20 protein-coding genes, 2 tRNA genes and 3 rRNA genes (1 of these 25 cut by a window edge) are annotated in these 25,451 nt (G+C 57.8%); 10 read left to right on the top strand and 15 right to left on the bottom strand.

Going from position 1 to position 25,451, the window contains the following annotated elements; all coding sequences use genetic code 11:
• Positions 1 to 47: 47 nt before the first annotated feature.
• Entirely contained in the window at positions 48 to 416 is a 369-nt protein-coding gene (locus tag AABM55_RS04095) for a cupin domain-containing protein (protein ID WP_054595595.1), read from the top strand.
• A 21-nt stretch (positions 417 to 437) separates the two neighbouring features.
• On the opposite strand, the gene AABM55_RS04090 is transcribed toward AABM55_RS04095, so the two are convergent.
• On the bottom strand, positions 438 to 1,754 hold the full coding sequence (locus AABM55_RS04090; RefSeq protein WP_347928887.1) for a PAS domain-containing methyl-accepting chemotaxis protein: 1,317 nt from the start codon (positions 1,752 to 1,754) through the stop codon (positions 438 to 440).
• Between the two features lie 212 nt (positions 1,755 to 1,966).
• On the opposite strand from AABM55_RS04090, the gene AABM55_RS04085 reads away from it, so the two are divergent.
• On the top strand, positions 1,967 to 2,470 hold the full coding sequence (locus tag AABM55_RS04085; protein WP_347928886.1) for a RidA family protein: 504 nt from the start codon (positions 1,967 to 1,969) through the stop codon (positions 2,468 to 2,470).
• An 18-nt stretch (positions 2,471 to 2,488) separates the two neighbouring features.
• Here AABM55_RS04085 and AABM55_RS04080 read toward each other — a convergent pair whose 3' ends face one another.
• Entirely contained in the window at positions 2,489 to 3,805 is a 1,317-nt protein-coding gene (locus tag AABM55_RS04080) for an MFS transporter (RefSeq protein WP_103318400.1), read from the bottom strand.
• Between the two features lie 203 nt (positions 3,806 to 4,008).
• On the opposite strand from AABM55_RS04080, the gene AABM55_RS04075 reads away from it, so the two are divergent.
• Entirely contained in the window at positions 4,009 to 5,427 is a 1,419-nt protein-coding gene (locus AABM55_RS04075) for a TIGR00366 family protein (protein ID WP_347928885.1), read from the top strand.
• 42 nt (positions 5,428 to 5,469) lie between these two features.
• On the opposite strand, the gene AABM55_RS04070 is transcribed toward AABM55_RS04075, so the two are convergent.
• Together AABM55_RS04070 and AABM55_RS04065 are read right to left on the bottom strand one after the other, a co-directional pair.
• The gene (locus AABM55_RS04070) at positions 5,470 to 5,778 is read right to left on the bottom strand and encodes a DUF86 domain-containing protein (RefSeq protein WP_103318396.1); all 309 of its coding nucleotides are present in this window, start codon (positions 5,776 to 5,778) and stop codon (positions 5,470 to 5,472) included.
• Positions 5,779 to 5,810: 32 nt separating this feature from the next.
• A complete protein-coding gene (locus tag AABM55_RS04065; RefSeq protein WP_103318394.1) occupies positions 5,811 to 6,101 on the bottom strand; it encodes a nucleotidyltransferase family protein in 291 nt (96 codons plus the stop codon).
• A 265-nt stretch (positions 6,102 to 6,366) separates the two neighbouring features.
• Between AABM55_RS04065 and AABM55_RS04060 the strand changes: the two genes are divergently transcribed.
• The 3 genes from AABM55_RS04060 (at position 6,367) to AABM55_RS04050 (ending at position 10,047) form a co-directional block, all read left to right on the top strand.
• Complete coding sequence (locus tag AABM55_RS04060; RefSeq protein WP_347928884.1) at positions 6,367 to 8,064, top strand: acid phosphatase; 1,698 nt, start codon at positions 6,367 to 6,369, stop codon at positions 8,062 to 8,064.
• Positions 8,065 to 8,176: 112 nt separating this feature from the next.
• Entirely contained in the window at positions 8,177 to 9,343 is a 1,167-nt protein-coding gene (locus AABM55_RS04055; protein WP_347928883.1) for a hypothetical protein, read from the top strand.
• 182 nt (positions 9,344 to 9,525) lie between these two features.
• Complete coding sequence (locus tag AABM55_RS04050; protein ID WP_054595588.1) at positions 9,526 to 10,047, top strand: SET domain-containing protein; 522 nt, start codon at positions 9,526 to 9,528, stop codon at positions 10,045 to 10,047.
• Positions 10,048 to 10,068: 21 nt separating this feature from the next.
• Here the strand turns inward: AABM55_RS04050 and can are convergent, their stop codons facing one another.
• The gene (can, locus tag AABM55_RS04045; RefSeq protein ID WP_054595587.1) at positions 10,069 to 10,713 is read right to left on the bottom strand and encodes a carbonate dehydratase; all 645 of its coding nucleotides are present in this window, start codon (positions 10,711 to 10,713) and stop codon (positions 10,069 to 10,071) included.
• 150 nt (positions 10,714 to 10,863) lie between these two features.
• Between can and AABM55_RS04040 the strand changes: the two genes are divergently transcribed.
• Positions 10,864 to 11,265 carry a hypothetical protein gene (locus AABM55_RS04040; protein ID WP_054595586.1) on the top strand — a complete coding sequence of 134 codons (402 nt, stop codon included), beginning with the start codon at positions 10,864 to 10,866 and terminating at the stop codon, positions 11,263 to 11,265.
• A gap of 159 nt (positions 11,266 to 11,424) precedes the next feature.
• Here the strand turns inward: AABM55_RS04040 and rimI are convergent, their stop codons facing one another.
• Together rimI and AABM55_RS04030 are read right to left on the bottom strand one after the other, a co-directional pair.
• A complete protein-coding gene (gene rimI / locus AABM55_RS04035) occupies positions 11,425 to 11,877 on the bottom strand; it encodes a ribosomal protein S18-alanine N-acetyltransferase (RefSeq protein ID WP_019693701.1) in 453 nt (150 codons plus the stop codon).
• On the bottom strand, positions 11,870 to 12,616 hold the full coding sequence (locus AABM55_RS04030; protein WP_347929989.1) for an energy transducer TonB: 747 nt from the start codon (positions 12,614 to 12,616) through the stop codon (positions 11,870 to 11,872). The genes rimI and AABM55_RS04030 overlap by 8 nt, the downstream gene beginning before the upstream one ends.
• A gap of 218 nt (positions 12,617 to 12,834) precedes the next feature.
• Here AABM55_RS04030 and mksB point away from each other — a divergent pair, with 218 nt between their 5' ends.
• The 3 genes from mksB to mksF are packed head-to-tail and all read left to right on the top strand — an operon-like array spanning position 12,835 to position 17,640.
• Entirely contained in the window at positions 12,835 to 14,112 is a 1,278-nt protein-coding gene (mksB, locus tag AABM55_RS04025) for an Mks condensin complex protein MksB (RefSeq protein WP_054598235.1), read from the top strand.
• Positions 14,102 to 14,803 (top strand): Mks condensin complex protein MksE, encoded by a 702-nt coding sequence (mksE, locus tag AABM55_RS04020; RefSeq protein WP_347928882.1) that lies wholly within the window; start codon positions 14,102 to 14,104, stop codon positions 14,801 to 14,803. Before mksB ends, mksE begins: the two co-directional genes overlap by 11 nt.
• Positions 14,800 to 17,640: an Mks condensin complex protein MksF gene (mksF, locus tag AABM55_RS04015; protein WP_347928881.1), complete on the top strand. Its 2,841-nt coding sequence runs from the start codon at positions 14,800 to 14,802 to the stop codon at positions 17,638 to 17,640. Before mksE ends, mksF begins: the two co-directional genes overlap by 4 nt.
• Before the next feature lie 75 nt (positions 17,641 to 17,715).
• Here the strand turns inward: mksF and AABM55_RS04010 are convergent, their stop codons facing one another.
• The 8 genes from AABM55_RS04010 to AABM55_RS03975 all read right to left on the bottom strand — a co-directional run.
• A complete protein-coding gene (locus AABM55_RS04010; RefSeq protein WP_347928880.1) occupies positions 17,716 to 20,019 on the bottom strand; it encodes an MlaD family protein in 2,304 nt (767 codons plus the stop codon).
• Positions 20,012 to 20,635, bottom strand: coding sequence for a paraquat-inducible protein A (locus tag AABM55_RS04005; RefSeq protein WP_019693707.1), 624 nt, complete (start codon positions 20,633 to 20,635; stop codon positions 20,012 to 20,014). Before AABM55_RS04005 ends, AABM55_RS04010 begins: the two co-directional genes overlap by 8 nt.
• Positions 20,622 to 21,281 carry a paraquat-inducible protein A gene (locus tag AABM55_RS04000; protein WP_054595580.1) on the bottom strand — a complete coding sequence of 220 codons (660 nt, stop codon included), beginning with the start codon at positions 21,279 to 21,281 and terminating at the stop codon, positions 20,622 to 20,624. Before AABM55_RS04000 ends, AABM55_RS04005 begins: the two co-directional genes overlap by 14 nt.
• 147 nt (positions 21,282 to 21,428) lie before the next feature.
• Positions 21,429 to 21,544 (bottom strand): 5S ribosomal RNA (rrf, locus tag AABM55_RS03995).
• 163 nt (positions 21,545 to 21,707) lie between these two features.
• A 23S ribosomal RNA gene (locus AABM55_RS03990) occupies positions 21,708 to 24,599 on the bottom strand.
• Positions 24,600 to 24,833: 234 nt separating this feature from the next.
• A tRNA-Ala gene (locus tag AABM55_RS03985) sits at positions 24,834 to 24,909 on the bottom strand.
• A gap of 34 nt (positions 24,910 to 24,943) precedes the next feature.
• Positions 24,944 to 25,020 (bottom strand) — tRNA-Ile (locus tag AABM55_RS03980).
• A gap of 82 nt (positions 25,021 to 25,102) precedes the next feature.
• Positions 25,103 to 25,451, bottom strand: a 16S ribosomal RNA gene (locus tag AABM55_RS03975) (it continues 1,188 nt past the right edge of the window).
• Together the 16S, 23S and 5S rRNA genes with 2 tRNA genes alongside form the textbook arrangement of a ribosomal RNA operon.

The following is a 25,451-nucleotide window of genomic DNA, read 5'->3' as shown; positions in this document are numbered from 1 at the left end:
GCTGCGCAGGCTACCGTGGGCTCACAATCACCAACGGGAGCCACGTCATGCAGCCATATCAAAGCCTGAATTTTGCCAACAAACTTGCGCAGATCAACGAGCACTGGTCGCCGCGGGTCATCGCCGAAATGAACGACTACCAGTTCAAGGTGGTGAAACTGCTGGGAGATTTCATCTGGCACGATCATCAGGACACTGACGAAACGTTTATCGTCCTCGAAGGCCAACTGCGCATCGATTTTCGCGATGGTCAGGTGCTGGTGTCCCAAGGCGAAATGTACGTGGTGCCCAAGGGCGTCGAGCACAAGCCGTTTGCCGAACAAGAGGTCAAACTGCTGCTGATCGAACCCAAGGGTGTGCTCAATACCGGGAGCGAAGGTGGCGAGCGTACGGCGCTGAATGATCTTTGGATCTGACGAGGCTCACTCGAGCCGCGCTTAAGTCGACAGCTGATTGGCGAACTGCCCGACCGCGTTGACCACCTTTTGCGCGCCATCCTGGATCTCGACGATCACCGTGCCCGCCTCGGCGGCCAGCGCCAAACCTTGTTCGGCCTGGAGCTTGCCATCTGTCATCAACACCACGGCATCGCGCGCCATGTCCTGGTTCTGACGCACTACACCAACAATTTCGTCGGTGGCTTTGCTGGTGCGCGAAGCCAATTGCCGGACCTCGTCCGCCACCACTGCAAAACCTCGGCCCTGCTCACCGGCACGGGCCGCTTCGATGGCGGCGTTGAGCGCCAGCAGGTTGGTCTGTTCGGCAATGCCGCTGATGGTTTTGACGATGGTGCCGATCACCAGCGACTGTTCGTTCAGCGCCTCGATGCCTTCACCAGCCTGCTGCATGTGCTTGGCCAGCTCACGCATCACGTCCACCGCCTGAGTCACCACGGCGGTACCGCGTTGTGCACAGTTGTCGGTCTGCAACGAGGTGCTGTAAGCGATGTTCGCCGCTTCGGCAACCGCTTGTTCCTGATTGACCTGATCAGTGATCACGGTGGCGAACTTGACCACTTTGTAGAGCTTTTCATTCGCGTCGTGCACCGGGTTGTAGGACGCTTCGAGCCAGACCACTCGACCATGGCTGTCGACGCGTTTGAAGCGGTCGGCCACGAACTCGCCAGCGTTCAAGCGTCGCCAGAAGTCCTGATACGCGGAGCTGTTGTACTCCTCGGGCTCACAGAACATGCGGTGATGTTTGCCTTTGATCTGCGCCAGGCTATAACCCATACCGTTCAAGAACCGCTCATTGGCCGTCAGCACATTACCGTTGAGGTCGAACTCGATGACGGCTGTCGAACGAACCAGCGCCCCGATCAGGTTCTCGTGTTCACGTGACGCCTCGATGGTTCGGGTCAGGTCACTGGAGTAAATCGAAAAGTGTCTTATCCGGCCATCCGAGCTACGAATCGGCTGGGCAATAGAGCGCAACCACGTTTCCTCGCCATTGCCTCTGAGCAAGCGCACAGCGCCCGCGAAGTGCTCACCACGGGTCAGGGCATTCTTGAAGCGCAGGTGAAATTCATCGGTCTTGACGTGGGCCGGAACGATCTCTTCGATGTGCCGACCAATCAGGTCATTGCCCTTGTAGAGCATTTCCTGGGCGAAATTCTGGTTAATCGATTGCACCCGTCCATCAGGGTCCAGGGTGAGCACAAGCATCTCGCTTTCCAGGCTTTCCTTCACTTGTTGAAGGCTGGAGAGTTCCTCGCGAAGAGCCGACAGCTCCTGCTTCAAGCGTTTATTGAACATTGCGATGCACCGATGGGCAGGGTTGAGAGCGTCCTTCAGACTTACCATCGGCCTTACCCGGCTTTTCTGAAGAGCTTTGCCGGGTTGTCCTACAAAAATAGTTGGCAGCTGGCCACCATACGCCCGTAATGCCTCAAAAACGGCGTTTTGAAGGGCGATTCAACACGCTATAGTCTGCGCTGCACCACCGCCACCTACAGGAGAATCGACGCATGGATCAGTCACGCAAAGCACTATTCGATGGCATCGCCCAACAGCTGGGGCACCGCTTCGACGGTGAAATGCGCATTGGCGGCAACTACGTGCCTGCGGTGCAAAACGGTGATGAGGTGTACGTCAGCGGGCAGATTCCACGCATTGAAAATACGGTGATGGTGGTGGGCCGGATCGGTGCCGAAGTGTCGTTGGATCAAGGCCGGTATGCCGCGCAGATCTGCACGATGCGCGCATTGGCGATCCTCATGCAGTTACTCGGCGACCTCGAACGTATCAAGAAGATCTTGCGCATTAACGTCTACGTGCAAAGCGCCGCCGACTTCACGCAACAAAGTGAAGTCGCCGACGGTGCGTCGGAGGTGCTTTACCGGATTTTTGCCGAAGCCGGTGTTCACACACGGACCTCGGTAGGCGTGTACCAGTTGCCGAAAAACGCCTCGGTCGAAGTCGACATGATCGTCGCGCTTGAGCCTGAACCAGCACCGTTTGAGGAAGATTAACCCTACGATTGAAGTGCCTCAGGGACTGCAGGCCACGCCAGCCGCATGATCGACCCGCGGCAGGCGTGAGCCGAAGTACAGCGCTGCGCCAATCCCGACCGCCCCCATCACCGCGCAGAACATCACACAGATCCATGGGCTCCACGGCATCAGGCCAATCAGCAGCAACGGCGTGATACTGGCCCAAATGGCGTAGGCAATGTTGTAGGTAAAGGAAATACCCGAGACACGAATCCGCGCCGGGAACAGGTTGACCATCACCGACGGCACCGCACCGACCACCCCGCAGCCCAGACCGGCAATGGCATAGGCCAGGCCAATCCAGTGTGCTCCGCCAATCAGGCTGGCATAGAGCACGCCAATCCCCAACGGTAGCAGCAGGCTATAGAGCATCACTGTGCGCCAGGCACCGATACGGTCGACGATCAACCCGGCGATCACGCAGCCAACGTTCAGAAACACGATGCCCAGACTGCTCAGGGCGAAAGTATGACTGGCGGTCATGCCAAAGGTTTTCTGCATCATGGTCGGGGTGATAACGACGAAGGTCACCACCGCCGAGGTCAGCACGCAGGTGAGGATCACCGCCGGCAGCATTGCCAACCGATGCTCACGCAACACTGTGCGCAGCGGCAGCTCGACATGCCGTTCGCGACTCGCCTGCATGGCCATGAACACCGGGGTTTCATTCAGCCAACGACGCAACCAGACCCCAATCACCCCGAACACGCCACCTAACAGAAACGGGTAACGCCAGGCGTAATCGAGGATCTCCGTCGGGGTGTAGACCCGCGCCAGCAAGGTCGCCGTCAATGCACCGATCAAGTAACCAAAGGTCAGCCCGGCCTGCAGGAAGCCCAAGGCATAACCCCGGTGCGCGGCCGGTGCGTGCTCGGCCACGAACACCCAGGCGCTTGGCACTTCACCGCCCACCGCCGCGCCTTGTAGCACTCGCAGGAGCAACAACAGCAACGGTGCGAAATAGCCGATCTGGGCGTAGGTAGGCATGATCCCGATCAGCAGGCACGGCAACGCCATCATCAGGATGCTCAGACTGAAGACCTTCTTGCGTCCCAGCCGGTCAGCAAAGTGCGCCATCAGAATCCCGCCCAGCGGCCGCGCCAGGTAACCGGTGACAAAAATCCCGAAACTTTGCAGCAAACGCAGCCACTCGGGCATTTCCGGAGGAAAGAACAGTTGGCTGAGGGTCAGGGCGAAAAATACGAAGATGATGAAGTCGTAGATTTCCAGCGCCCCGCCGAGCGCCGCCAGGCCCAGGGTCTTGTAGTCAGACCGGGAGAACGGTGCCGGTCGTGCATCAAGGATGGCAGTCATAAAAAATGCTCTGAAATGGGCAAAAAACACACGGCGCCCATGGTCTACGCAAAAACGCGTTCGAACAACCCGTTAGACCATAGTCCCAAGTGTGCAAAACAGCACCGCAAAAACATCTTGATTGATTTACTGTTTATGTCTGAGCGCAAGGGCCTGCGCGGCCCGGCTCGCACCACAATAAACATAAAAATAGAGGTACTCCCGTGGCCGCCGCAATCGAAGATAGCCGCTCCGCCCGCTTTGCCCTGCACTGCTCGAACTTTGCCGAACGCTGGTTTCCCGACTCCTGGGTGTTTGCCGCGCTCGCGGTCATTATCGTTGCCGTGGCCACCATGATCATGGGCGCCAAGCCCACCGATGCCGCGATGGCCTTCGGTGACGGCTTCTGGAGCCTGATCCCGTTCACCATGCAAATGGCCTTCGTGGTGATCGGCGGCTATGTGGTCGCCAGCTCGCCACCGGCGGTGAAACTGATCGACCGCCTGGCGCGCATCCCGAAAAACGGTCGCTCGGCCGTGGCCTGGGTCGCCCTGATTTCCATGGTCGCGTCATTGCTCAACTGGGGACTGTCGCTGGTGTTTGGCGGTTTGCTGGTGCGTGCACTGGCGCGCCGTACCGATCTGCGTATGGATTACCGTGCCGCCGGTGCCGCCGCTTACCTGGGGCTCGGCGCAGTCTGGGCGCTGGGGCTGTCTTCGTCGGCAGCGCAGTTGCAGGCCAACCCGGCCAGTTTGCCGCCGTCGATCCTGTCGATCACCGGGATGATTCCATTCACCCAAACGATTTTCCTCTGGCAGTCCGGTGTGCTCTTGCTGGCGCTGATCGTGGTCTCGTTGATCATCGCCTATGCCACCGCCCCCGGCCCGAACTCCGCCCGTGACGCCAAGGCCTGCGGCATCGACCCGAGCTTCAGCCTACCGGCACCACAGCCACGCACTCGCCCTGGTGAATGGCTGGAGTACAGTCCGATATTGACCATTTTGCTGGTACTGCTGGCGGCCGGATGGTTGTTTCACGAGTTTTCGACCAAACCGGCGATCAGCGCGATCTCGGGCCTGAACACCTACAACTTCCTGTTCCTGATGCTTGGCGCCCTGCTGCACTGGCGCCCGCGCAGCTTCCTGGATGCGGTGGCCCGTGCGGTGCCGACCACCACGGGTGTGATGATCCAGTTCCCGCTGTACGGTTCCATCGCCGCGCTGATGACCATGGTCAAAGGCACCGACGGCCAGACCCTGGCGCACCATATCTCGACCTTCTTCGTCAGCATTGCTTCCCACGACACCTATGCCCTGCTGATGGGCGTGTACTCGGCGATCCTCGGTTTCTTCATTCCGTCCGGCGGCGGTAAATGGATTATCGAAGCGCCGTACGTGATGCAAGTCGCCAACGACCTCAAATACCACCTGGGCTGGGCCGTACAGATCTACAACGCCGCCGAAGCCCTGCCCAACCTGATCAACCCGTTCTACATGCTGCCGCTGCTCGGCGTGCTCGGTTTGAAGGCGCGGGACCTGATCGGGTTCTCGTTCGTGCAACTGCTGGTGCACACGCCTCTGGTGCTGTTTCTGTTGTGGGCGCTGGGGACGACGCTTGCGTATGTGGCGCCGGTGATGCCGTAACTGAACATAGCCGCGCCTGCCACAAACGGGCAGGTGCGGTTGTCACGCAGATCCATCAGGCAAACACTTCAACAGCTCCGGTAACGCTGCCTGAACCGTGTCCCACACAACCTCAAGGTTGATATCAAAGTAGCCGTGGGCGATTCGGTTGCGCATGCCTCGCATGCTGCGCCATGGCACTTGGGGGTGTGTTGCGGTGAATTCGGGGTAACCATCCATGATTTTGGTGGCGGCCTCACCAATAATAATGAGGCTCATGATGACGGCTTGCTGAGTGCGTTTGTCGTCGAAGAACTCCTCTTTAATCAGGCCCTCGACAAAGATCAGTGCATCGCCAGCGGCCTGACGCATATGGTCGAGTTAGTCATCGAGGCGATTCTCGTTCATACGGGGAGCGCCTGAGCCAACACCTGCTCACGAAACTTTGCCGGTAGATCTCCAGGCGTCAGCAGATCAACGGAAACTCCGAGTAAATCCTCCAGTTCGACCTGCAAGCCACCAAGATCAAACAGCGTTGCCCCCGGTAGCGCATCCACCAATAAATCCAGATCACTGCCGTCCTCGTCAGTGCCACGTAGCACCGAGCCGAAAACACGTGGGTTGGTGGTATGAAAGCGCCCAACTACTTCACGCACGGCGGCACGTTTGAGGTCCAGAGCGGCTGACGGTTTCATGCAGTACCCTCTCGATTCACAGCAATATGGCGCCAGTCTAGCAGCGCTGGCAAAGACTTAACGCTAACATTACTGGTCGCGAAATATTCGCTGACATGCGGCCGCGAACGCCTGAAGCACTCAAGCAGTTGCGGAGCTCCCCGCCAAATACTTTTGCCCCAATCTACGAGTAAACCACCCGGTAGCATTTTCGTCATATTCGGTTGCTACCGTCCGCACGAAATAACTTGTAACCAATTAATGCCTTAAAGATCCAGGAATCAGGATGAACGACGACAAAGAAGGAAACGGCCCACCACCTTCCACCGACAGCCCCACCGACACCAGCCGTCGGCGCTTTCTGGGGGGCGTCGCAGTCCTCGGTGTCGGCGCAACGCTGAGCGCGTGCGGCAACACTGGCGACACGCCGGGTAAGCCGGAAGAGCGGCCACTGTCGCCTGCCGAGCTGGACAAGGCGTTGCACGACCAGGTGAAAAACGTGGTGGTGATCTTCGCCGAGAACCGCAGTTTCAATAACCTGTTCAGCGACTTCCCTGGCCTTGAAAAACCGTTGTCAGCACTCAAGCCTGAGGACTATCAACAACGCGACCGGGATGGCAGTCTTCTGGAAACCTTGCCGCCGGCCTGGGGTGGCGTGTTGCAGATCGGCCCGCAAACCCTTGATGGTGTGACGTATTCGAACGAAACCCAATTCCAGGAACACTTGCCCAATGCCCCCTACGCCCTCAAGGGCCCGAATGGCGAAGACTTGCCGTTTGGCCTGGTGACGCGGGATCTGTGGCATGTGTTCTATCAGAACCAGATGCAGATCAACGGCGGCAAGAACGACCGTTTTGTCGCCTGGGCCGACTCGGGCGGCTTGACCATGGGACATTACGCCCAAAGCCGTTATTCCCTGCGTCTATGGGATGTGGCTCGGGAGTTTGTGCTGTGCGACAACTTCTTCCAGGGTGCTTTCGGTGGCTCGTTTCTCAACCATCAGTACCTGATCAGTGCCGCCGTGCCGTTTTACCCGGATGCCGTCAACTCGGTGGCCAAGGCGCAAATCGCTTCACTGCAAAGCGATGACCCGCTCGACACGCGCCTCAAGCCACTGGAGAAATCCCCGGCCAGCGCCATGAGCGGTCCACCGCAGTTCGGCCCCAGCGCCCTGACCCCGGATGGTTATGCGGTCAACACCATGGCCCCGCCTTATTGGCCGACCTGGATCCGCGATCCGGAACGCCCGGAATACGCCAAAGCCGATCTACCCAGTGTGCTGGTGCCGCAAACCCACGAACACATCGGCGACAAGCTGTCGAAGAAGAACATCGACTGGGCCTGGTACGCCGGCGCCTGGCAGGCGACGCTGGACCAGTTCAAGGACTCGGGGGGCATTCCGAAGATCCCCAACTTCCAGTATCACCATCAGCCGTTCAACTACTTCAAGCAGTTGGGTCCGGAGAACCCGGCAGAACGCAGTAAACACCTGCGCGATGGCGGTCTGGGTGACGAGTCGAGCACCAACCGTTTTTTTGCCGATGCCGAAGCCGGGAAGTTGCCGGCGGTGAGTTTCTACAAACCCCAGGGCAACCTGAACATGCACGCCGGTTATGCAGACGTGGCGTCGGGCGACCGGCATATCGTCCGTGCCCTGAAGGTGCTGCGCGAAAGCCCGCAGTGGAAAAACATGGTGGTCGTAGTCACGGTCGACGAAAACGGCGGCTGGTGGGACCACGTCGCGCCACCGCAAGGTGATCGCTGGGGCCCGGGCACACGAGTGCCGGCGTTGGTGGTGTCGCCATTCGCCCGTAAAGGTACGGTGGATCACACGGTGTACGACACCGCGTCGATCCTGCGGCTGATCACCCGGGTGTTCCAGCTTGAGACGCTCGACGGGATCAAGCAGCGCGATACCGCAATGATTGCCCGAGGCCAGAAGCCGATGGGCGATTTGAGCAATGCGTTGCATTTTCCCGGCTGATTGATTTTCAGTCTTGCGATCTTTTCGCGTGGGTACTAGACCTATCAACGCAAGTGGTTTCAGTATGTAACCGCCCTCGCTTCCGGGGACCCACGCTGAAAAGGATCTGAGCATGTTCAAACTCGCAGGATTGAGCCTCACCCTCGCCGCCCTTACCTTGGGCGCTACCGCCCACGCCGATACCGACCTGAAACTGGGCAGTACCGAACGGGTAACGCAGCTGTTCGCCTACCCCAACAACTGCAACGTGATTTGCTATCGCGACTGGACGCTGGAGCAAACGGTCGAACACTACCTGACCCAAAGCGTTCAGCGGGACGGCTACACCACGGCAAAAGTCCAGGTGAAAACCGATAACAATCAACTCTATGCAAACATCAGCGGCGTGCCAAAGGACTACGCAAAACCGTTGACTGCATTGCTCGATGCCGGGGATCTGGCCCACGCCGGCGCCAACAAACTGAACGCCGACGGCAAGTGGGCATACAACTGGTACCTGTTCCTGCCCTTGGGCATGGCGCTGGAAAACCGCAAAAGCGTCGAGCTGCTGCACTTTCCACCGGACTATTCGCTGACCCAGGCCCAGGATTACCTGGAATCGAAGACCACCGACCGCTGGGCGACGCTGCTGACCGCCAACGGTATCGCTGCCGAACAAACACCGGCCTACCAGACCATTATCGATATCGCGCCGATTGCCGCTCCCGCCACCGCCGGCAATGACCTTATGGGCGTCTACGGCTATTTCAAGGACTACCAGACCACCCTGGTCAAGCAATTCAGCCAGACCGCCAACGGCGTGACCTTACCTATGGTGGCGTTCGGTGCACCGGTGCGTAACTGGGTCAAGGAGCAGTATGGACAGACCGTGGCCGTGTTGGGTCTGGCACAAATCATCCCGACCCCGGGCGTGAAGGTGCCGGTGCTGGGTTCTAACCACCCAAGTTACATTTGGTATGCGGCCGACCCGGCGAATTATGACGACGATCAGGCCAAGGCCGATGCCGTGGGTTTGAAGGTGATGGGGCAAGACTTGAGTGCGGCTTGCTGGCAAGCGGGTATGGGCAGCAAACCCGGCAGTGACCCGAGTGCACAACTCAACACCTGCACGCAAACCTGGCAAGTGGCCCAGAAAGAGAAAACCTGCGAACTGTTCTACACCTCGATCCGCAATCTGACGCCCGAGCAAGCCGCAACCAAGTGTTCGGCCCCGGACATCAAACCCCAACTGGACCAGTTGAAGGTGCCTGCACCCGCACTGGCTGCATCACACCTGTAATCCTGCGGACACGCTTGCTGCGTAAGTATTCGCTGACGCAGCAGGCAGCCTCTATCGCCTGTCAGATCTGACAGTAGACCCTCTGTTTCATTTGCGAGACTCTTTAGGCGTACCCATGTGCTGCAGGGCTGGCAGGATCGCCAGCTTCCTGTGGTCGCAGCGCCCAATGAACAAGGATCGTTATGAAGCCTCAGGCCAGGGATAAGGCAGCTACGCTGTCAAGCAGTTGCATCTACCCGAACAAAGAACTCAGTGCCCGCCAGGGCTACCCCTCCAGAGCTCACTTCACAGTTATCCAGACTGACGATGGGCGCGGCGCGGCAATCACGGCACAGCGCGATTACCTGCGCATCAGTCGTATCTGTCGGGTATCGGGACTGCTGATGCATATCCGCCGTTTGCATACCCTGCAACTGGCGCCGGGTATCCACGTCTACGACCCGTTTTTTTCCGGACTACTGCTGCACTCCTGCGACCCTAACGTCTTTCTCGACATGAGCGAACTGTGTTTATGGGCTCTGAAGGACATCGCACCTGGCACAGTGCTGTGCATGGACTACGCCAGCACTGAAGAGAAGCTGACACGTCAGTTTGCCTGTCAGTGCGGCTCGCCCGATTGCCGTGGCTGGATCACCGGCTACGATGATCCGCCAAACGCCGAAGGCCAGAAGTTCTTGCAACACTGGCATCGACATAGCCCCTGATAAACGGAGGCTCAGCGCCGTTTACAAGGCACCGACCGGACGCAAACGGTATTGCGGCGGCAGTTGCTCGAAACCGCTGATGGTCGCGTTCAGGCTCTTCCAGCGACCGTCCTTGATCCCGTAGATGCAACCATGGACCGACAGGCTCTGCCCACGGTGCCAGGCATTTTGCACAATACTGGTATGACCGACATTGGCCACTTGCTGGATCACGTTGAGTTCGCAGAGACGGTCGACCCGCTCTTCTTCAGTCGGCAATTGGCCAAGCTCTTCGCGGTGTTCGTAATAAAGATCGCGAATCGAGCGCAGCCAGCCGTCGATCAGGCCCAACTGGCGGTCCTGCATCGAGGCGCGCACGCCGCCGCAACCGTAATGGCCGGTGACCAGGATGTGTTTGACCTTCAGCACATCCACCGCGTACTGAATCACTGACAGGCAGTTAAGGTCGGTGTGCAGCACCACGTTGGCAACGTTACGGTGTACGAACAAGTCACCAGGCAACATGCCGACGATTTCGTTGGCCGGTACGCGCGCGTCGGAGCAACCGATCCACAGGTATTCCGGCGTCTGTTGGCGGGCCAGCTTGGCGAAGAAGTCAGGATCTTCCTGCTTGATCGCATCGGCCCAACGCGCGTTGTTATCAATCAGATCTTGTAATTCGTTCATGCTCTGAAGCCTCAAGAATGATGCACTGCTTTGACAGACAACCGCCCGTCGGGGTCACGCGGATGTTGCAGTAGCCGAACAGAAATGCCTTGGAATCTTTAAGGGTAACGCCTGTCCACCCTATAAGGCCCCACATTATGAGGAATTTCCATGACTGATTCACGACGTCCTTACGGCGCGGTCCAACCCGAGCCTATCGACGACAACGAAGACCGCATGGGTTCGATGCGCGAGCTGGATTTCGATGAAGAAGAACCCGGCGAGACTATCGGTGGCCTGACCCGCGAGCACGAGCGTGAGCAACAAATGCCCAGCGAACGCGTACGTGAAAAAGGCACGGGCGGGACCGCGGCTGACGACGAACCCATTGACGACGACATGAGCCCGGAAAACCTGATTCGCGAAGATGGCGCCCGTGACGCTCATGAAGCCGGAGAAGACTTCAGCGCCGATTGGGACTTGAGCATTGTCGATGAGGACGAAATCGGCGGCGGCAACGGGCTGGATGAGGCGGAACTGGCAGAGCGCGATCCGGTTGATGGCAATCGGTAATCCTGTGGCGAGGGAGCTTGCTCCCGTTGGGTCGAGAATCGGCCCTGAAATCAGCAACCGCGATTTATTAGAAAGAGCGCGTTAGCCGATTTTACGACTGCTTAGCCCGAGTGCGGACCGGCCGGCGGGAGCAAGCTCCCTCGCCACATTGGATGTGCGTCAGTCGACCAACGTGCAGGCCATCACCACCGCATCTTCACGCCCACCGACCGCCGGGTAGTAATCACGACGGCGACCGACTTCATTGAAACCATAACGCTCATACAGACGGAATGCCGCCTGATTGCTGTCGCGCACTTCCAGGAAACATTCCCGGGCTTTGGCTTCATACGCACGGGACATCAAGTGCTCAAGCAGCCTCAAACCCAGCCCGCGCCCCTGATTTTCCGGTTTGACCGTGATGTTCAGCAGATGCGCCTCATCGAGGATGATCTGCACCACACCGTGGCCAACCTGTTGCTGACCTTCGAACATCAGCCAGATCTGGTATTTGCCCAGACCATCAAGAAAAATCCCACGGGTCCAGGGATGGCTGAACGCCGCGTATTCGATTCTCAGTACAGCGTCCAGATCCGCTTCGGTCATCGGGCGGAACGATACAGCGTCACTCATTCGATTCTTTCCAACGCGCCATCAGCCGACGCATGGCTTGCCAGACATCAGCCTTACGCTGTGGCTCTTCCATTAATAATTCCAGGCCGGGCAGCGCCCAGACCGACCCCAGGCCTTCAACCTGAAGTTCGCGGTTGTAGGCTTCAGTATTTGCCTCACCGGCAAAACGCACCGCCGGCAGGCCGATCAACCACAGGCACACACAAGGCGCGTCTTCCAGGCGAGCCGAAAGGAACCCTTGAACGAAATCGCGGGCAGCTTCCGGGCCCTGATCCATCGTTCCGCGTACCAGCAGCGGCCAGCGGACCGGTTCGCCGACAATTTGCGGGCTGTCCGGCAGACCGGCGGCGCGCAGCATGTCCTTGAGCAACAAGTAGGCCGGATCGCGAGTCTGGAACGCACCGCCTGTGGGTAACTCCACCAGCAGCAGGCAACGGCCGGCCCGCAACAATTGCAGGGCAAAACGCGGCGGCGGCACCTGCGGCGCCTTGGCCACGACCGGTGCGTCTTCGGCGTCCTCGACCGGCTTGCTCGCTGGGCGCGCAACAGAAGGCGTCGGGCGCGGCACTTCGACCTTGACCCGTTCGGCCGGCTTGGCCACAGGCTCTACGGCCGCTTTCGCGACCTGCGTCGGCGCAATCGGCGTCTCGACCAACGGCTCCGGCGCTTCCAGCAGCTCGGGCCGCGACGGTGCGGCAAAGGGCAATTCGGTGCGCGGCAGCCAGTTGACCACCTGCATGGCGGTCAAATAGGCGCGGCGACGGGACTCGATAAGCAAAGGTCGGCCACTTGTGGATAACGGATAGTGCAGGGATTCTACCGCCCTTCGCTCAAGATCGCCCGCAGTTGATCGATAGAAAAGCGACTGTCCGTCCCGTCGATGCCTCGAGAGTGATTCCCATCGCACGTGATGCAGTACAATCGCTGCTTTTAATCGCCAACCAGCCGGCCATTCCAATGATCGAACCCAAGCGCGTCTTGCGCGCCCTCGCCGAACACTGGGCACTTCTGGAGCCTTTGTGCGAGCACTTCGACCAAGGCACCCTGAGCCTCAACGAACTGCGCTCACAGCTGGCCGCCCAGCAACTGGACAGCACGCCACAGGACATCACCAGCCTGCTGGACGTGTGGATCCGCCTCGACATTCTGGTTCCGGTGGCCAAAAGCCCGAACCGTTTTGAGCTCAACGCGCAGATTCACGACTTCCTCGCCTACCTGCGCCGTGAGCACCGTCTGGGCCTGTGCCTGGAAATCGAAGCCTACCTGCGCCATCTGGAGCGGCTGGCCGGTTACATTCAGGACGCTTTCGACATCCGCGACGGCAATGATCTGGCACGCCAGCTGCGTTTGCTCGACATGCGCGTGCGCGATGTCCTGAAAAAACTCGCCAACGACGAACAAGCCCTGGTGGCCGTTGCCGAGCGGGCCAAGACCAGCGACCGGCAGATTCCGCTGCGTCAGCGTTATGCCGAAGTGCTGGCGACATGGGACGAATACGTCGAGCCGATGATTCAGTTGGTCAACGCCGACGGCGCCTTCGAGCAAGGCGTGCGCAAGGTTGAAAACGTGCTGCTGCGCATGCTCAGCGAACAACAGCGCCTCGGCCACCTGGTCGACGACGACATGCTGCTGCGCACCCACGCGCGCATCCTCGAAATGCAGACCAGCGCCCAACTGACCTTGCGTCATGCTCGCGAGCTGTTGCTGCCGCTGCGTGAAGAGGCCCGTCGGCACAACGCCGTAACCCGTGGCGCGGCGCTGGCGCTGTCGATGATCCGCCGCAAGGGCATCGACGCAGTGCCACAAGCGGCGATGCCGATGTTCACCCGCCCGCAAAGTACCTTCCTCGGCAGCGCCAGTCAGGTCGAAGCCTACGTTTATGCACTGGCGCGTTTCGAGCCAAAACCGGCACGTTTCCCCAAGGCCCACAAAACCCAAAAAGGCGAAGCCCCGCGGGCACCGCGCACCGTTCGGGAAATGCTCGAACGCTGCGAAGACGCGCTGCCGATGCCGGATTTGATGACCTGGCTGCTGGAACAGGAACCGGACGGCGCGACCGACGAGTTGCTGTACTGGTTCTCCCGTCTGTCGCGGGAAAAACGCTTCAAGCGCGAGCGCCTGGAACGCCGCGATTACCACACTCACGAGCACCAGGTCAGCCTGCGCTCCTTCGCCCTGCTCTCGGCCCGCGATGACGCGCCCGAGAATTCTGCGAGCACATCTAATGCATCTTGATCTATCCGAACTGTCTCAGCTGGCGCCGATCTTTCGCGAGCTGTTCAAGGGCTACCACGTCAGCCGTCGCGATCCTGAACTCTACGCGCAGCTGTCGAACTTTCAGGACCAGTACCGCACGCTGTTCAAGGCCCTGGGGTTTGAACTGGTCTGCGACACCCGTGGTTTCTACTACTTTGTGCCGGACCTCGCCGCTGCAGCGGTGAACAAGACCGCCCAGCGCCTGGCACTGTTCACCTTCATCCTCGTCGAGCATCTGGCTGACCAGGGCCGCGATCCGATTGCCGTGCTTGATGGCGGCAGCCTCGGTCGCGATGAACTGCCGTCGTTGCTGGAAAAATACCGCGACCTGTTCATTCAGGCCGAAGTGCAGACCGTCGAAGAACTCGAAGAAAAGATCATGCGCCGCATGACCCAGCTCGGGTTCGCCAGCGAAGAGAACGGCATCTACCGTTTCCTGCCGCCGATGCACCGTTTCCTCGACGTTTGCCTGTCGGTCCAGCAAGACCGCGACCTGGCCGCCAGCTTGCACAGCGTGCTGCCATTGCCGGTGCCAGTGCTGATCGATGACGACAGCGACGAAAAACTGCTGCAAACCGATGATCCGCTGGACCTTAGTGACTTTGCCGAAGACAGCGAAGAAGATGCGCTGGCCCGTGCCATTGCCGAAGAACAGGAGCTCGACGCATGAGCAAGGAACGCTACGGCATCCGCCGCTTTGCCCTTTTGAACACCGCCGGTTACAGCCTCGGCTTGTTCCCGCTGGAAGAGCCGCTGTCAGTCTACGGTGCGAACAACCTCGGTAAATCCGCCTCGATCAACGCCTTGCAGTTCCCGATCCTCGCGCGCATGTCGGACATGAGCTTCGGCAAGTACAGCCTTGAACAATCGCGGCGTTTCTATTTCGCCACCGACACCAGTTACATCCTGGTCGAAGTCGCCCTGCCCCACGGTCCCCACGTGATTGGCGTGGTCGGACGTGGCCCGGGCGGTGGGTTCGGTCACCAGTTTTTCGCCTACGCGGGCAAACTGGACCTGGCCCATTACCAGAAAAACGATACCTGCCTGCGCCAGAAAGAGCTGTTCACCAACCTTGAGCGCGAAGGCCTGAAAGCCTACGAACTCAAGCCGGATGAATTGCGCCGCTTGCTGGTCGGAGGCCACACGTCGGTCCCGTTGGACCTGACGCTGATCCCGCTGCGCTCCACCAGCGAGCAGAGCCTGAAAACCTTCCGCGCACTGTTCATCAACCTGCTGCACATGCGCGAAATCACTGCGGCCAAGCTCAAGCAACTGTTCCTCGATGCCTTTGAACACAGCCTGCGTTCCGGCAGTGTCGATTACATTGCCGCCTGCGAAGAAGCCTTCCGCGACGTGCGCCGCATGGAGCAGGATTACAACTCGCTGGTCACCGCCGGCCCGTTGGTCGAAGCGCTTGCTGCCGGCGTGACCCAGCGCAACATCCTGCGCGGCAAGTTGCACCGCATCTCACCGTTGCTCGACTCGTTGCTCGGCACCTGGTCGGACTACGCCAGCGCGCGCAAGGAAGAGCTGACGATTCAGGCCGAACACTACCGCAACGAGCAGGACGCACTGCAAAACGATCAGCGCGGCGGTACTCAGGAACTGATGCGCCTGGAGCGCGAAATCACCGGCATCCAGCGCTGGCTGGGCGAGTTGTCGGTGCTCAAGCATCGCTTCGCCCTGGTCGATGACGTCAAGGTGCTTGAACAGCAACTGCTCGCCGCCAAGGACGCACATGATGAATTGGCCGGTGCGCTGGCACAGTCCCGTCAATTCAGTGCCGAAGACCTCGAAGAGCGTCTGCGGGATCTGGAAAAACGCCTGAAGTCGGTCAAGCAGCAACTCGATCACGCCGACAACAATAGCTACGCCCGCTTGCGCGAAGAGTTCTCGCAACAGGACGTCGAACGCCTGATGCGTCTGTTCAACAGTGCGCTATTCAGCTTGCCCTTGGGCGAACATGGCATTGCCCTGGACGAAGACGGCCAGTGGGTCAAATCCATGGAGCTGATCCTTGATGGCTTCAAGGGCGAGCGCTTCGAAGTGCCGGGCCTGTCCATCGACCTGTCGCACATCGAGCCGCCGGCCCTGCAAGCCCTGGCCGACCGTGCCGCGCTGCGTGATCAGAAAGACCGCCTGGACAAAGAACTCAAGCAACTGAAAACCCAAGCGGCCGTCGTGGCGGACCGCGCGGCCAGCAAGACCCAGACCGAAGCGCTGTACCAACAAGTGCTGGATGCGCAAAAAGCCCTGGAAGACTTCCGCCGCTCGCAAACCCTGAGCGCCGAGGAAGGCGACAAGCTGGAGCAACTGGCTCAAATGGAAGCTGCGCAGGACGAGTTGAAGCGTTCCAGCGATGCCTTCACCGAACGCGTCCAGCAACTGTCGGCCAAGCTGCAACTGGTCGGCCGGCAGATCGGCGACATGGAAGCCAAGCAACGCACTCTCGACGACGCCCTGCGCCGCCGTCAGCTGTTGCCGGCAGACCTGCCGTTCGGTACGCCGTTCATGGACCCGATCGACGATTCCATGGACAACCTGCTGCCGCTGCTCAATGACTATCAGGACAGCTGGCAAGGCCTGCTGCGTGTCGACGGGCAGATTGAAGCGCTTTACGCGCAGGTTCGCCTCAAGGGCGTGGCCAAGTTCGACAGCGAAGACGATGTCGAGCGTCGCCTGCAATTGCTGATCAACGCTTACGCGCACCGCACCGACGAAGCCCTGACCCTCGGCAAGGCCCGCCGTGCGGCGGTCACCGACATCGCCCGGACCCTGCGCAACATTCGCAGCGACTACGACAGCCTTGAACACCAACTGGCGCTGTTCAACCGCGAGATCAACAAACGTCAGGTCTCCAACCTGCAAAGCTTCCGCATCGTGCTGGCGCCGAACAAGGAAGCCCTCAAGCACATCGACCAGATCATCCACAGCGCAGGTCAGTATGAGGAAGGCGAAACCCTGTCGGTGTTCGACCTGAGTCAAAGTGCCGATCAGGACAATAAGAACGAAGAAGCCAAGGAATACCTGGCACGGTTGGTGGCTGCGAACCACAACCAGTTGGGCCTGAAGGACCTGTTCGAACTGGCATTCGAAATCACTAAGGTCAACGGGCAGCCGGTGATTCACACCGACATCGATGGCGCGGCGTCCAACGGCACCACCATGACCATCAAGGCGCTGACCAACATGTACTTGTTGCTGCACTTGATGGACCGCGACCAGGCCGGGCGTGTACGTTTGCCGTACTACCTCGACGAGGCCGCGGACATCGACGAGAAAAACCAGGCCGCCTTGCTGGAAACCAGCTTGCAGCTGGGCTTCGTGCCGATCCTCGCCAGTGTGAAGCCGCAGGTCTGCGCCAGTGTTGCCATCGACCTGGAAGGTGGCAGCGGGCCGCATGGTATCTACATCGACGAGGCGGACTGGAAGTACATTCGCCGGCATGACGAGGTGAAGGCGACGGTCAACGTTGAGTCGACTGAACCGGAACTGGACGAGGTCTGATCCTTTTACCGGCGTCGTAACGAAAAAGGCCGCGATCCAATGGATCGCGGCCTTTTTTATGGTTGCCGTTGCGAGTTATTTACCGAGGGAAATCTTCGGCGCCCAGGTCAGCCATTCATCTTCGAACTTGTCGAAAAGCGGGAAGGTCTGCTCGGGCCGTGCCGGACTGCCCATGCGATCTCCTTCCGGAGTAGCGAACGCAATGCCGCCCTGGATCAGCGTCTCCAGCGACTCGGTCCGCACCGTTGCGCCTTTGAACAGCCCGAAGTCCAGGCCAAAGCCGCTGGTGTTCCAGAAACGTGTTCCGCTGCGTACCAACGGCGCGTACTTCGGCTCGATCAGGATGTGGACCAACACGCGATCCGCCGTTTGACCCAGTTCATAGCCGGTGACTTTGCCGACGGTGATTTCACGATAAGTCACCGGCACGCCGGTTTTCAGCGAACCACGGCGAGCGGCGCTCAACACCAGACTCAGACCGGCCTCTTCCTTGACAGACTCTGGAGGATTGGCCAGTGCCACAAAATTTTTCTGTGGACCAAGGTTTTTCGCGGCGGGCTGAACCTCGATGTATTGCCCGGAGACCAGGGTTTCCAGGTTGGACGTTTTGATCAGGCCCAACTCCGGCTTGACCACCCAGAACTGGCTGCCGACTCGAGCAATACGCTCCGGCACTTCGGTGATGCGTGCGGTAAGCAGCACCGACTGCAGATCATCACTGAGGTCGACGCTTTCTACCTTACCGACATCCAGACCTTTGAAGCGAATCGGCGTGCCGGTACGCAAACCGTCGGCACGATCGACTTTGATCGTGACTACAGCGCCTTTCTGGCTCGCCTCGTCACGGTTGGCGAACAAACGGAAACGCGGAATCCGCTTCTGCAACGGCGCCGTAGCTTTCGGTGTTTCGAACGCAATACCGCCGGCCATCAGGCTTTGCAGAGATTCACTTTTGACCTGAATCCCGCCGGTGAGGCCACCGGTCAGGGTAATTCCGCTGGCGTTCCAGAATCGCGTCGAGGCGTTGACCAGTCCTTCGTACTCCTTCTCGATGTGTACACCGATGACCAACTGCTTTTTGGTACGAGAGAACTGATAGCTCTGCACCGACCCGACCTTGACCTGCTTGTAGAGAATCGGGCTGCCGACTTCCAGCGAACCGAGGTTTTCGGTGAACAGCACCAGGTGCAGACCTGGAGACCGCAGATCCAGCGGCGGCGGCTTCGGCCGGGCTTCAAATTCACGTTGCGGCGCGCCGCCCTTGTCGCCTGGGCGCACGGCAATGTAGTTACCTTTGACCAACGCCTCCAACCCGGTGATCCCGGCCAGCGAGATTGAAGGTTTGACCACCCAGAACTGGGTCCCGGTCACCAGATAATCCTCGGCCAGTGGATCAAGGGTCAGCTCGGCCGTGGCACTGGACAAGTCCGGGTCGATCTTGAGCGCTTTCAGGTTACCGACCTGGATGCCTTTGTACATCACGGGTGTGCGGCCGGCCTGCAGGCCTTCGAAGTCGCTGAGTTTCACTTTGACACGAATACCGGCCTGAGCGGCGTCGAAGTCTTCATAGAGACGAAACGGCAAGCTTGGATCGGTGGGCGGGCTGTCTTTGCGGTTGTCCGGCGTGGCGAAGGCGATACCGCCCGCAACGATACTGGCCAGCGACTCGCTGCGCACTTTCACCCCTGACAGGTTGGCGTCAATGCTGATCCCGCTGGCATTCCAGAAACGCGTATGTTTGCGCACCAGGTTGGCGTAGGTAGGCTCGATAAAGACTTTGATCTCGACGGTGCTCTGGTCTTCGGACAGCAGGTAGCTTTTCACCTGGCCAACCTGGATCTGCTTATAGAACACCGGACTGCCACGGTTCAGGGAACCCAGACGATCAGCCTTGATGGTCAAGTGCAAGCCTGGCTTGGAGTCAGACAGCGGTGGCTCTTTGGTCAAGGCGGTGAACTTGCGGCTTGGCTCACCCTCACCCGGGCTGATCGCCACGTAGTTACCTGAAACCAACGTTTCCAGGCCAGTAATCCCGGCCAGGGTGACGCTCGGCTTAACCAGCCAGAAGCGCGTGCTGGTCTTCAGGTACTGTTCGACGTCCTTGTTCATTTCGATGGTAGCGATAACCCCGCGGGTTTTTCCCTCGTCATCCAGCGCCAGGCTTTTTACCTTGCCGACCGGCATACCTTTGTAGACAACTTCGGTCTTGTTGACCTGAATGCCTTCGCCACTTTCGAAGCGAACCTGAACCTCGATGCCGGTCTCATTGTAAGCACGCCAGCCCAGCCATCCGCCAATCATCAAGGCGATCAGGGGCAGAACCCAAATGGCCGACCAGTTCGAGGCCGGTCGAGTTTTAGCTTTAGGCAAATCAGTCATGGTCGTCGTCCGACTCCGTGTTATCCCAAATCAGTCGGGGATCGAAAGTTACTGCAGCAAGCATTGTTAAAATCACCACACTGGCGAAAGCCACCGCACCGAGATTCGCCTCGATACTGGCAAGTCGACCAAAGTTCACCACCGCCACCAGAATGGCGATCACGAAAATATCCAGCATTGACCATCGACCAATGAACTCGATAAACCGATACATCACGATGCGTTGCCGTGCGGATAAAGGCTGACGCCGCTGTACCGAAAACAACAGCAATGCGATGCCCACCAATTTGAAGGTCGGTACCAGAATACTGGCGACAAACACCACGGCAGCAATCGGAAACATCCCGTGCTGAACCAGGGTGATCACGCCGGACATGATGGTATCGCCTTCACCCTGTCCTAATGTACTGACGGTCATGATCGGCAACACATTAGCGGGTATATAGAGAATCGCCGCAGTAATCAGCAACGCCCAAGTGCGCATCAAACTATTGGGGCGACGCGCATGGACCAGTGCTCCACAGCGAGTACATGTTTGCTCGTCGGTGTCCGGTTCCTGCTTGTTAAGCTCATGGCATTCGATACAAATCAGAATGCCTGCATCAATTGCCCGCATGAGCATCCTCTCCTGACAGCGCTTGCCAGATCTGATGAGGCGACATCACTACCTCAAGTAATACCTGTACCAATAGCAAACTGATAAAGCACGCCAGACCCACGCCAACCGTTATCGACGCAAGGTCTGCCAGTTTGACGATGGCCACCAGCACGCCCATCAAATAGACCTCGAGCATTCCCCAGTCGCGTAGATGGTGATAAATGCGATAGAGCAGCAAGCCGTAGCTGCGCCCTATATCAAAACGAACGCTCAGCAGTACCAACAACTGACAGAGCAACTTGAGCAACGGGATTCCCATGCTGCACAGAAACACCACTACCGCTACGCCTTGCATCCCGGTATCGAATAGGCCAACGACGCCACTCCAGACAGTGTCGTGCGACGACTGCCCGAGTAGATGGAGTTGCATGATGGGTAAAAAGTTCGCCGGAACATACAACAGCAGCGCGGCGATCACTAAGGCGAGGCTACGTTCCACGACATTGTGCCGGTGGGCATAGAGCTCATAACCACAGCGTGGACATAGGGCTTTCTCGCCATGAGCGAGTTGCGGCTTGCGCATCAGCAAATCGCACTCATGACACGCCACCAAGTCGTCCAGCGGTAAATCTGACAGCCCTGGGGCGTCAACCGAATCTGGCATAAAGGGCTCGGGCTCTGAAAATGACCGGCCTATTCTAGTGTTCTGGCCGAGAAATAACTGTGCAAATTTGTCCGGATTCCGGAATCAACTTTCTCGCAGGCAAAACAAAACCCCAACTGCTTTCGCAATTGGGGTTTCGGAATTTAATCTTGACGATGACCTACTCTCACATGGGGAAACCCCACACTACCATCGGCGATGCATCGTTTCACTGCTGAGTTCGGGATGGGATCAGGTGGTTCCAATGCTCTATGGTCGTCAAGAAATTCGGCAGCCAGGTCGTATTCTCTTGCGAGATCACGCTCCAGCGAATGGGTATGTGATAGATCTCGGTGTTTGTGAGCAGCTCGAACTTTCGGTTCGTTTCGTCTTCACACACCGCAATCTGGCTCTTCTCTCGAAGCATGCAGATTGCTTGGGTGTTATATGGTCAAGCCTCACGGGCAATTAGTATTGGTTAGCTCAACGCCTCACAGCGCTTACACACCCAACCTATCAACGTCGTAGTCTTCGACGGCCCTTCAGGGGACTCAAGGTCCCAGTGAGATCTCATCTTGAGGCTAGTTTCCCGCTTAGATGCTTTCAGCGGTTATCTATTCCGAACATAGCTACCCGGCAATGCCACTGGCGTGACAACCGGAACACCAGAGGTTCGTCCACTCCGGTCCTCTCGTACTAGGAGCAGCCCCTCTCAAATCTCAAACGTCCACGGCAGATAGGGACCGAACTGTCTCACGACGTTCTAAACCCAGCTCGCGTACCACTTTAAATGGCGAACAGCCATACCCTTGGGACCGGCTTCAGCCCCAGGATGTGATGAGCCGACATCGAGGTGCCAAACACCGCCGTCGATATGAACTCTTGGGCGGTATCAGCCTGTTATCCCCGGAGTACCTTTTATCCGTTGAGCGATGGCCCTTCCATACAGAACCACCGGATCACTAAGACCTACTTTCGTACCTGCTCGACGTGTCTGTCTCGCAGTCAAGCGCGCTTTTGCCTTTATACTCTACGACCGATTTCCGACCGGTCTGAGCGCACCTTCGTACTCCTCCGTTACTCTTTAGGAGGAGACCGCCCCAGTCAAACTACCCACCATACACTGTCCTCGATCCGGATAACGGACCTGAGTTAGAACCTCAAAGTTGCCAGGGTGGTATTTCAAGGTTGGCTCCACGCGAACTGGCGTCCACGCTTCAAAGCCTCCCACCTATCCTACACAAGCAAATTCAAAGTCCAGTGCAAAGCTATAGTAAAGGTTCACGGGGTCTTTCCGTCTAGCCGCGGATACACTGCATCTTCACAGCGATTTCAATTTCACTGAGTCTCGGGTGGAGACAGCGCCGCCATCGTTACGCCATTCGTGCAGGTCGGAACTTACCCGACAAGGAATTTCGCTACCTTAGGACCGTTATAGTTACGGCCGCCGTTTACCGGGGCTTCGATCAAGAGCTTCGCGTTAGCTAACCCCATCAATTAACCTTCCGGCACCGGGCAGGCGTCACACCCTATACGTCCACTTTCGTGTTTGCAGAGTGCTGTGTTTTTAATAAACAGTCGCAGCGGCCTGGTATCTTCGACCGGCATGGGCTTACGGAGCAAGTCCTTCACCCTCACCGGCGCACCTTCTCCCGAAGTTACGGTGCCATTTTGCCTAGTTCCTTCACCCGAGTTCTCTCAAGCGCCTTGGTATTCTCTACCCAACCACCTGTGTCGGTTTGGGGTACGGTTCCTGGTTACCTGAAGCTTAGAAGCTTTTCTTGGAAGCATGGCATCAACCACTTCGTGTTCTAAAAGAACACTCGTCATCAGCTCTCGGCCTTAGAATCCCGGATTTACCTAAGATTCCAGCCTACCACCTTAAACTTGGACAACCAACGCCAAGCTGGCCTAGCCTTCTCCGTCCCTCCATCGCAATAACCAGAAGTACAGGAATATTAACCTGTTTTCCATCGACTACGCTTTTCAGCCTCGCCTTAGGGACCGACTAACCCTGCGTCGATTAACGTTGCGCAGGAAACCTTGGTCTTTCGGCGTGGGTGTTTTTCACACCCATTGTCGTTACTCATGTCAGCATTCGCACTTCTGATACCTCCAGCAAGCTTCTCAACTCACCTTCACAGGCTTACAGAACGCTCCTCTACCGCATCACCTAAGTGATACCCGTAGCTTCGGTGTATGGTTTGAGCCCCGTTACATCTTCCGCGCAGGCCGACTCGACTAGTGAGCTATTACGCTTTCTTTAAAGGGTGGCTGCTTCTAAGCCAACCTCCTAGCTGTCTAAGCCTTCCCACATCGTTTCCCACTTAACCATAACTTTGGGACCTTAGCTGACGGTCTGGGTTGTTTCCCTTTTCACGACGGACGTTAGCACCCGCCGTGTGTCTCCCATGCTCGGCACTTGTAGGTATTCGGAGTTTGCATCGGTTTGGTAAGTCGGGATGACCCCCTAGCCGAAACAGTGCTCTACCCCCTACAGTGATACATGAGGCGCTACCTAAATAGCTTTCGAGGAGAACCAGCTATCTCCGAGCTTGATTAGCCTTTCACTCCGATCCACAGGTCATCCGCTAACTTTTCAACGGTAGTCGGTTCGGTCCTCCAGTTAGTGTTACCCAACCTTCAACCTGCCCATGGATAGATCGCCCGGTTTCGGGTCTATTCCCAGCGACTAGACGCCCTATTAAGACTCGCTTTCGCTACGCCTCCCCTATTCGGTTAAGCTCGCCACTGAAAATAAGTCGCTGACCCATTATACAAAAGGTACGCAGTCACCCAACAAAGTGGGCTCCCACTGCTTGTACGCATACGGTTTCAGGATCTATTTCACTCCCCTCTCCGGGGTTCTTTTCGCCTTTCCCTCACGGTACTAGTTCACTATCGGTCAGTCAGTAGTATTTAGCCTTGGAGGATGGTCCCCCCATATTCAGACAAAGTTTCTCGTGCTCCGTCCTACTCGATTTCATGACTAAGAGATTTTCGCGTACAGGGCTATCACCCACTATGGCCGCACTTTCCAGAGCGTTCCGCTAATCTCAAAGCCACTTAAGGGCTAGTCCCCGTTCGCTCGCCACTACTAAGGGAATCTCGGTTGATTTCTTTTCCTCAGGGTACTTAGATGTTTCAGTTCCCCTGGTTCGCTTCTTAAGCCTATGTATTCAGCTTAAGATACCTAACTTATGTTAGGTGGGTTCCCCCATTCAGACATCTCCGGATCAAAGTCTGTTTGCCGACTCCCCGAAGCTTTTCGCAGGCTACCACGTCTTTCATCGCCTCTGACTGCCAAGGCATCCACCGTATGCGCTTCTTCACTTGACCATATAACCCCAAGCAATCTGGTTATACTGTGAAGACGACATTCGCCGAAAATTCGCAATTACTCACAAATTTTACCTTAGCCTGATCCGTTACCAGTGAAAGTAACGTTCAGTCTATCTTTCTATCACATACCCAAATTTTTAAAGAACGATCTAATCAAAGACTAGAAATCAACATTCACCATCGAACCGATGGAATGCTCATTTCTAAGCTTTCATGCAACAGAAGCAGTAGTGGTGGAGCCAAACGGGATCGAACCGTTGACCTCCTGCGTGCAAGGCAGGCGCTCTCCCAGCTGAGCTATGGCCCCGTATTTCTACAGGCGTTTCCCACACAAGCAAAATTGGTGGGTCTGGGCAGATTCGAACTGCCGACCTCACCCTTATCAGGGGTGCGCTCTAACCAACTGAGCTACAGACCCAATTTCGGGCTGCTTCTAATCGTCTTCTTCAATGAATCAAGCAATTCGTGTGGGAGCTTATGCAGCAGCTGATGTCGTCGATTAAGGAGGTGATCCAGCCGCAGGTTCCCCTACGGCTACCTTGTTACGACTTCACCCCAGTCATGAATCACACCGTGGTAACCGTCCTCCCGAAGGTTAGACTAGCTACTTCTGGTGCAACCCACTCCCATGGTGTGACGGGCGGTGTGTACAAGGCCCGGGAACGTATTCACCGCGACATTCTGATTCGCGATTACTAGCGATTCCGACTTCACGCAGTCGAGTTGCAGACTGCGATCCGGACTACGATCGGTTTTATGGGATTAGCTCCACCTCGCGGCTTGGCAACCCTCTGTACCGACCATTGTAGCACGTGTGTAGCCCAGGCCGTAAGGGCCATGATGACTTGA

Source organism: Pseudomonas helvetica (assembly GCF_039908645.1).
Taxonomy (GTDB): Bacteria; Pseudomonadota; Gammaproteobacteria; order Pseudomonadales; family Pseudomonadaceae; genus Aquipseudomonas; species Aquipseudomonas helvetica.
This window is presented reverse-complemented; position numbering and strand designations above follow the sequence as displayed.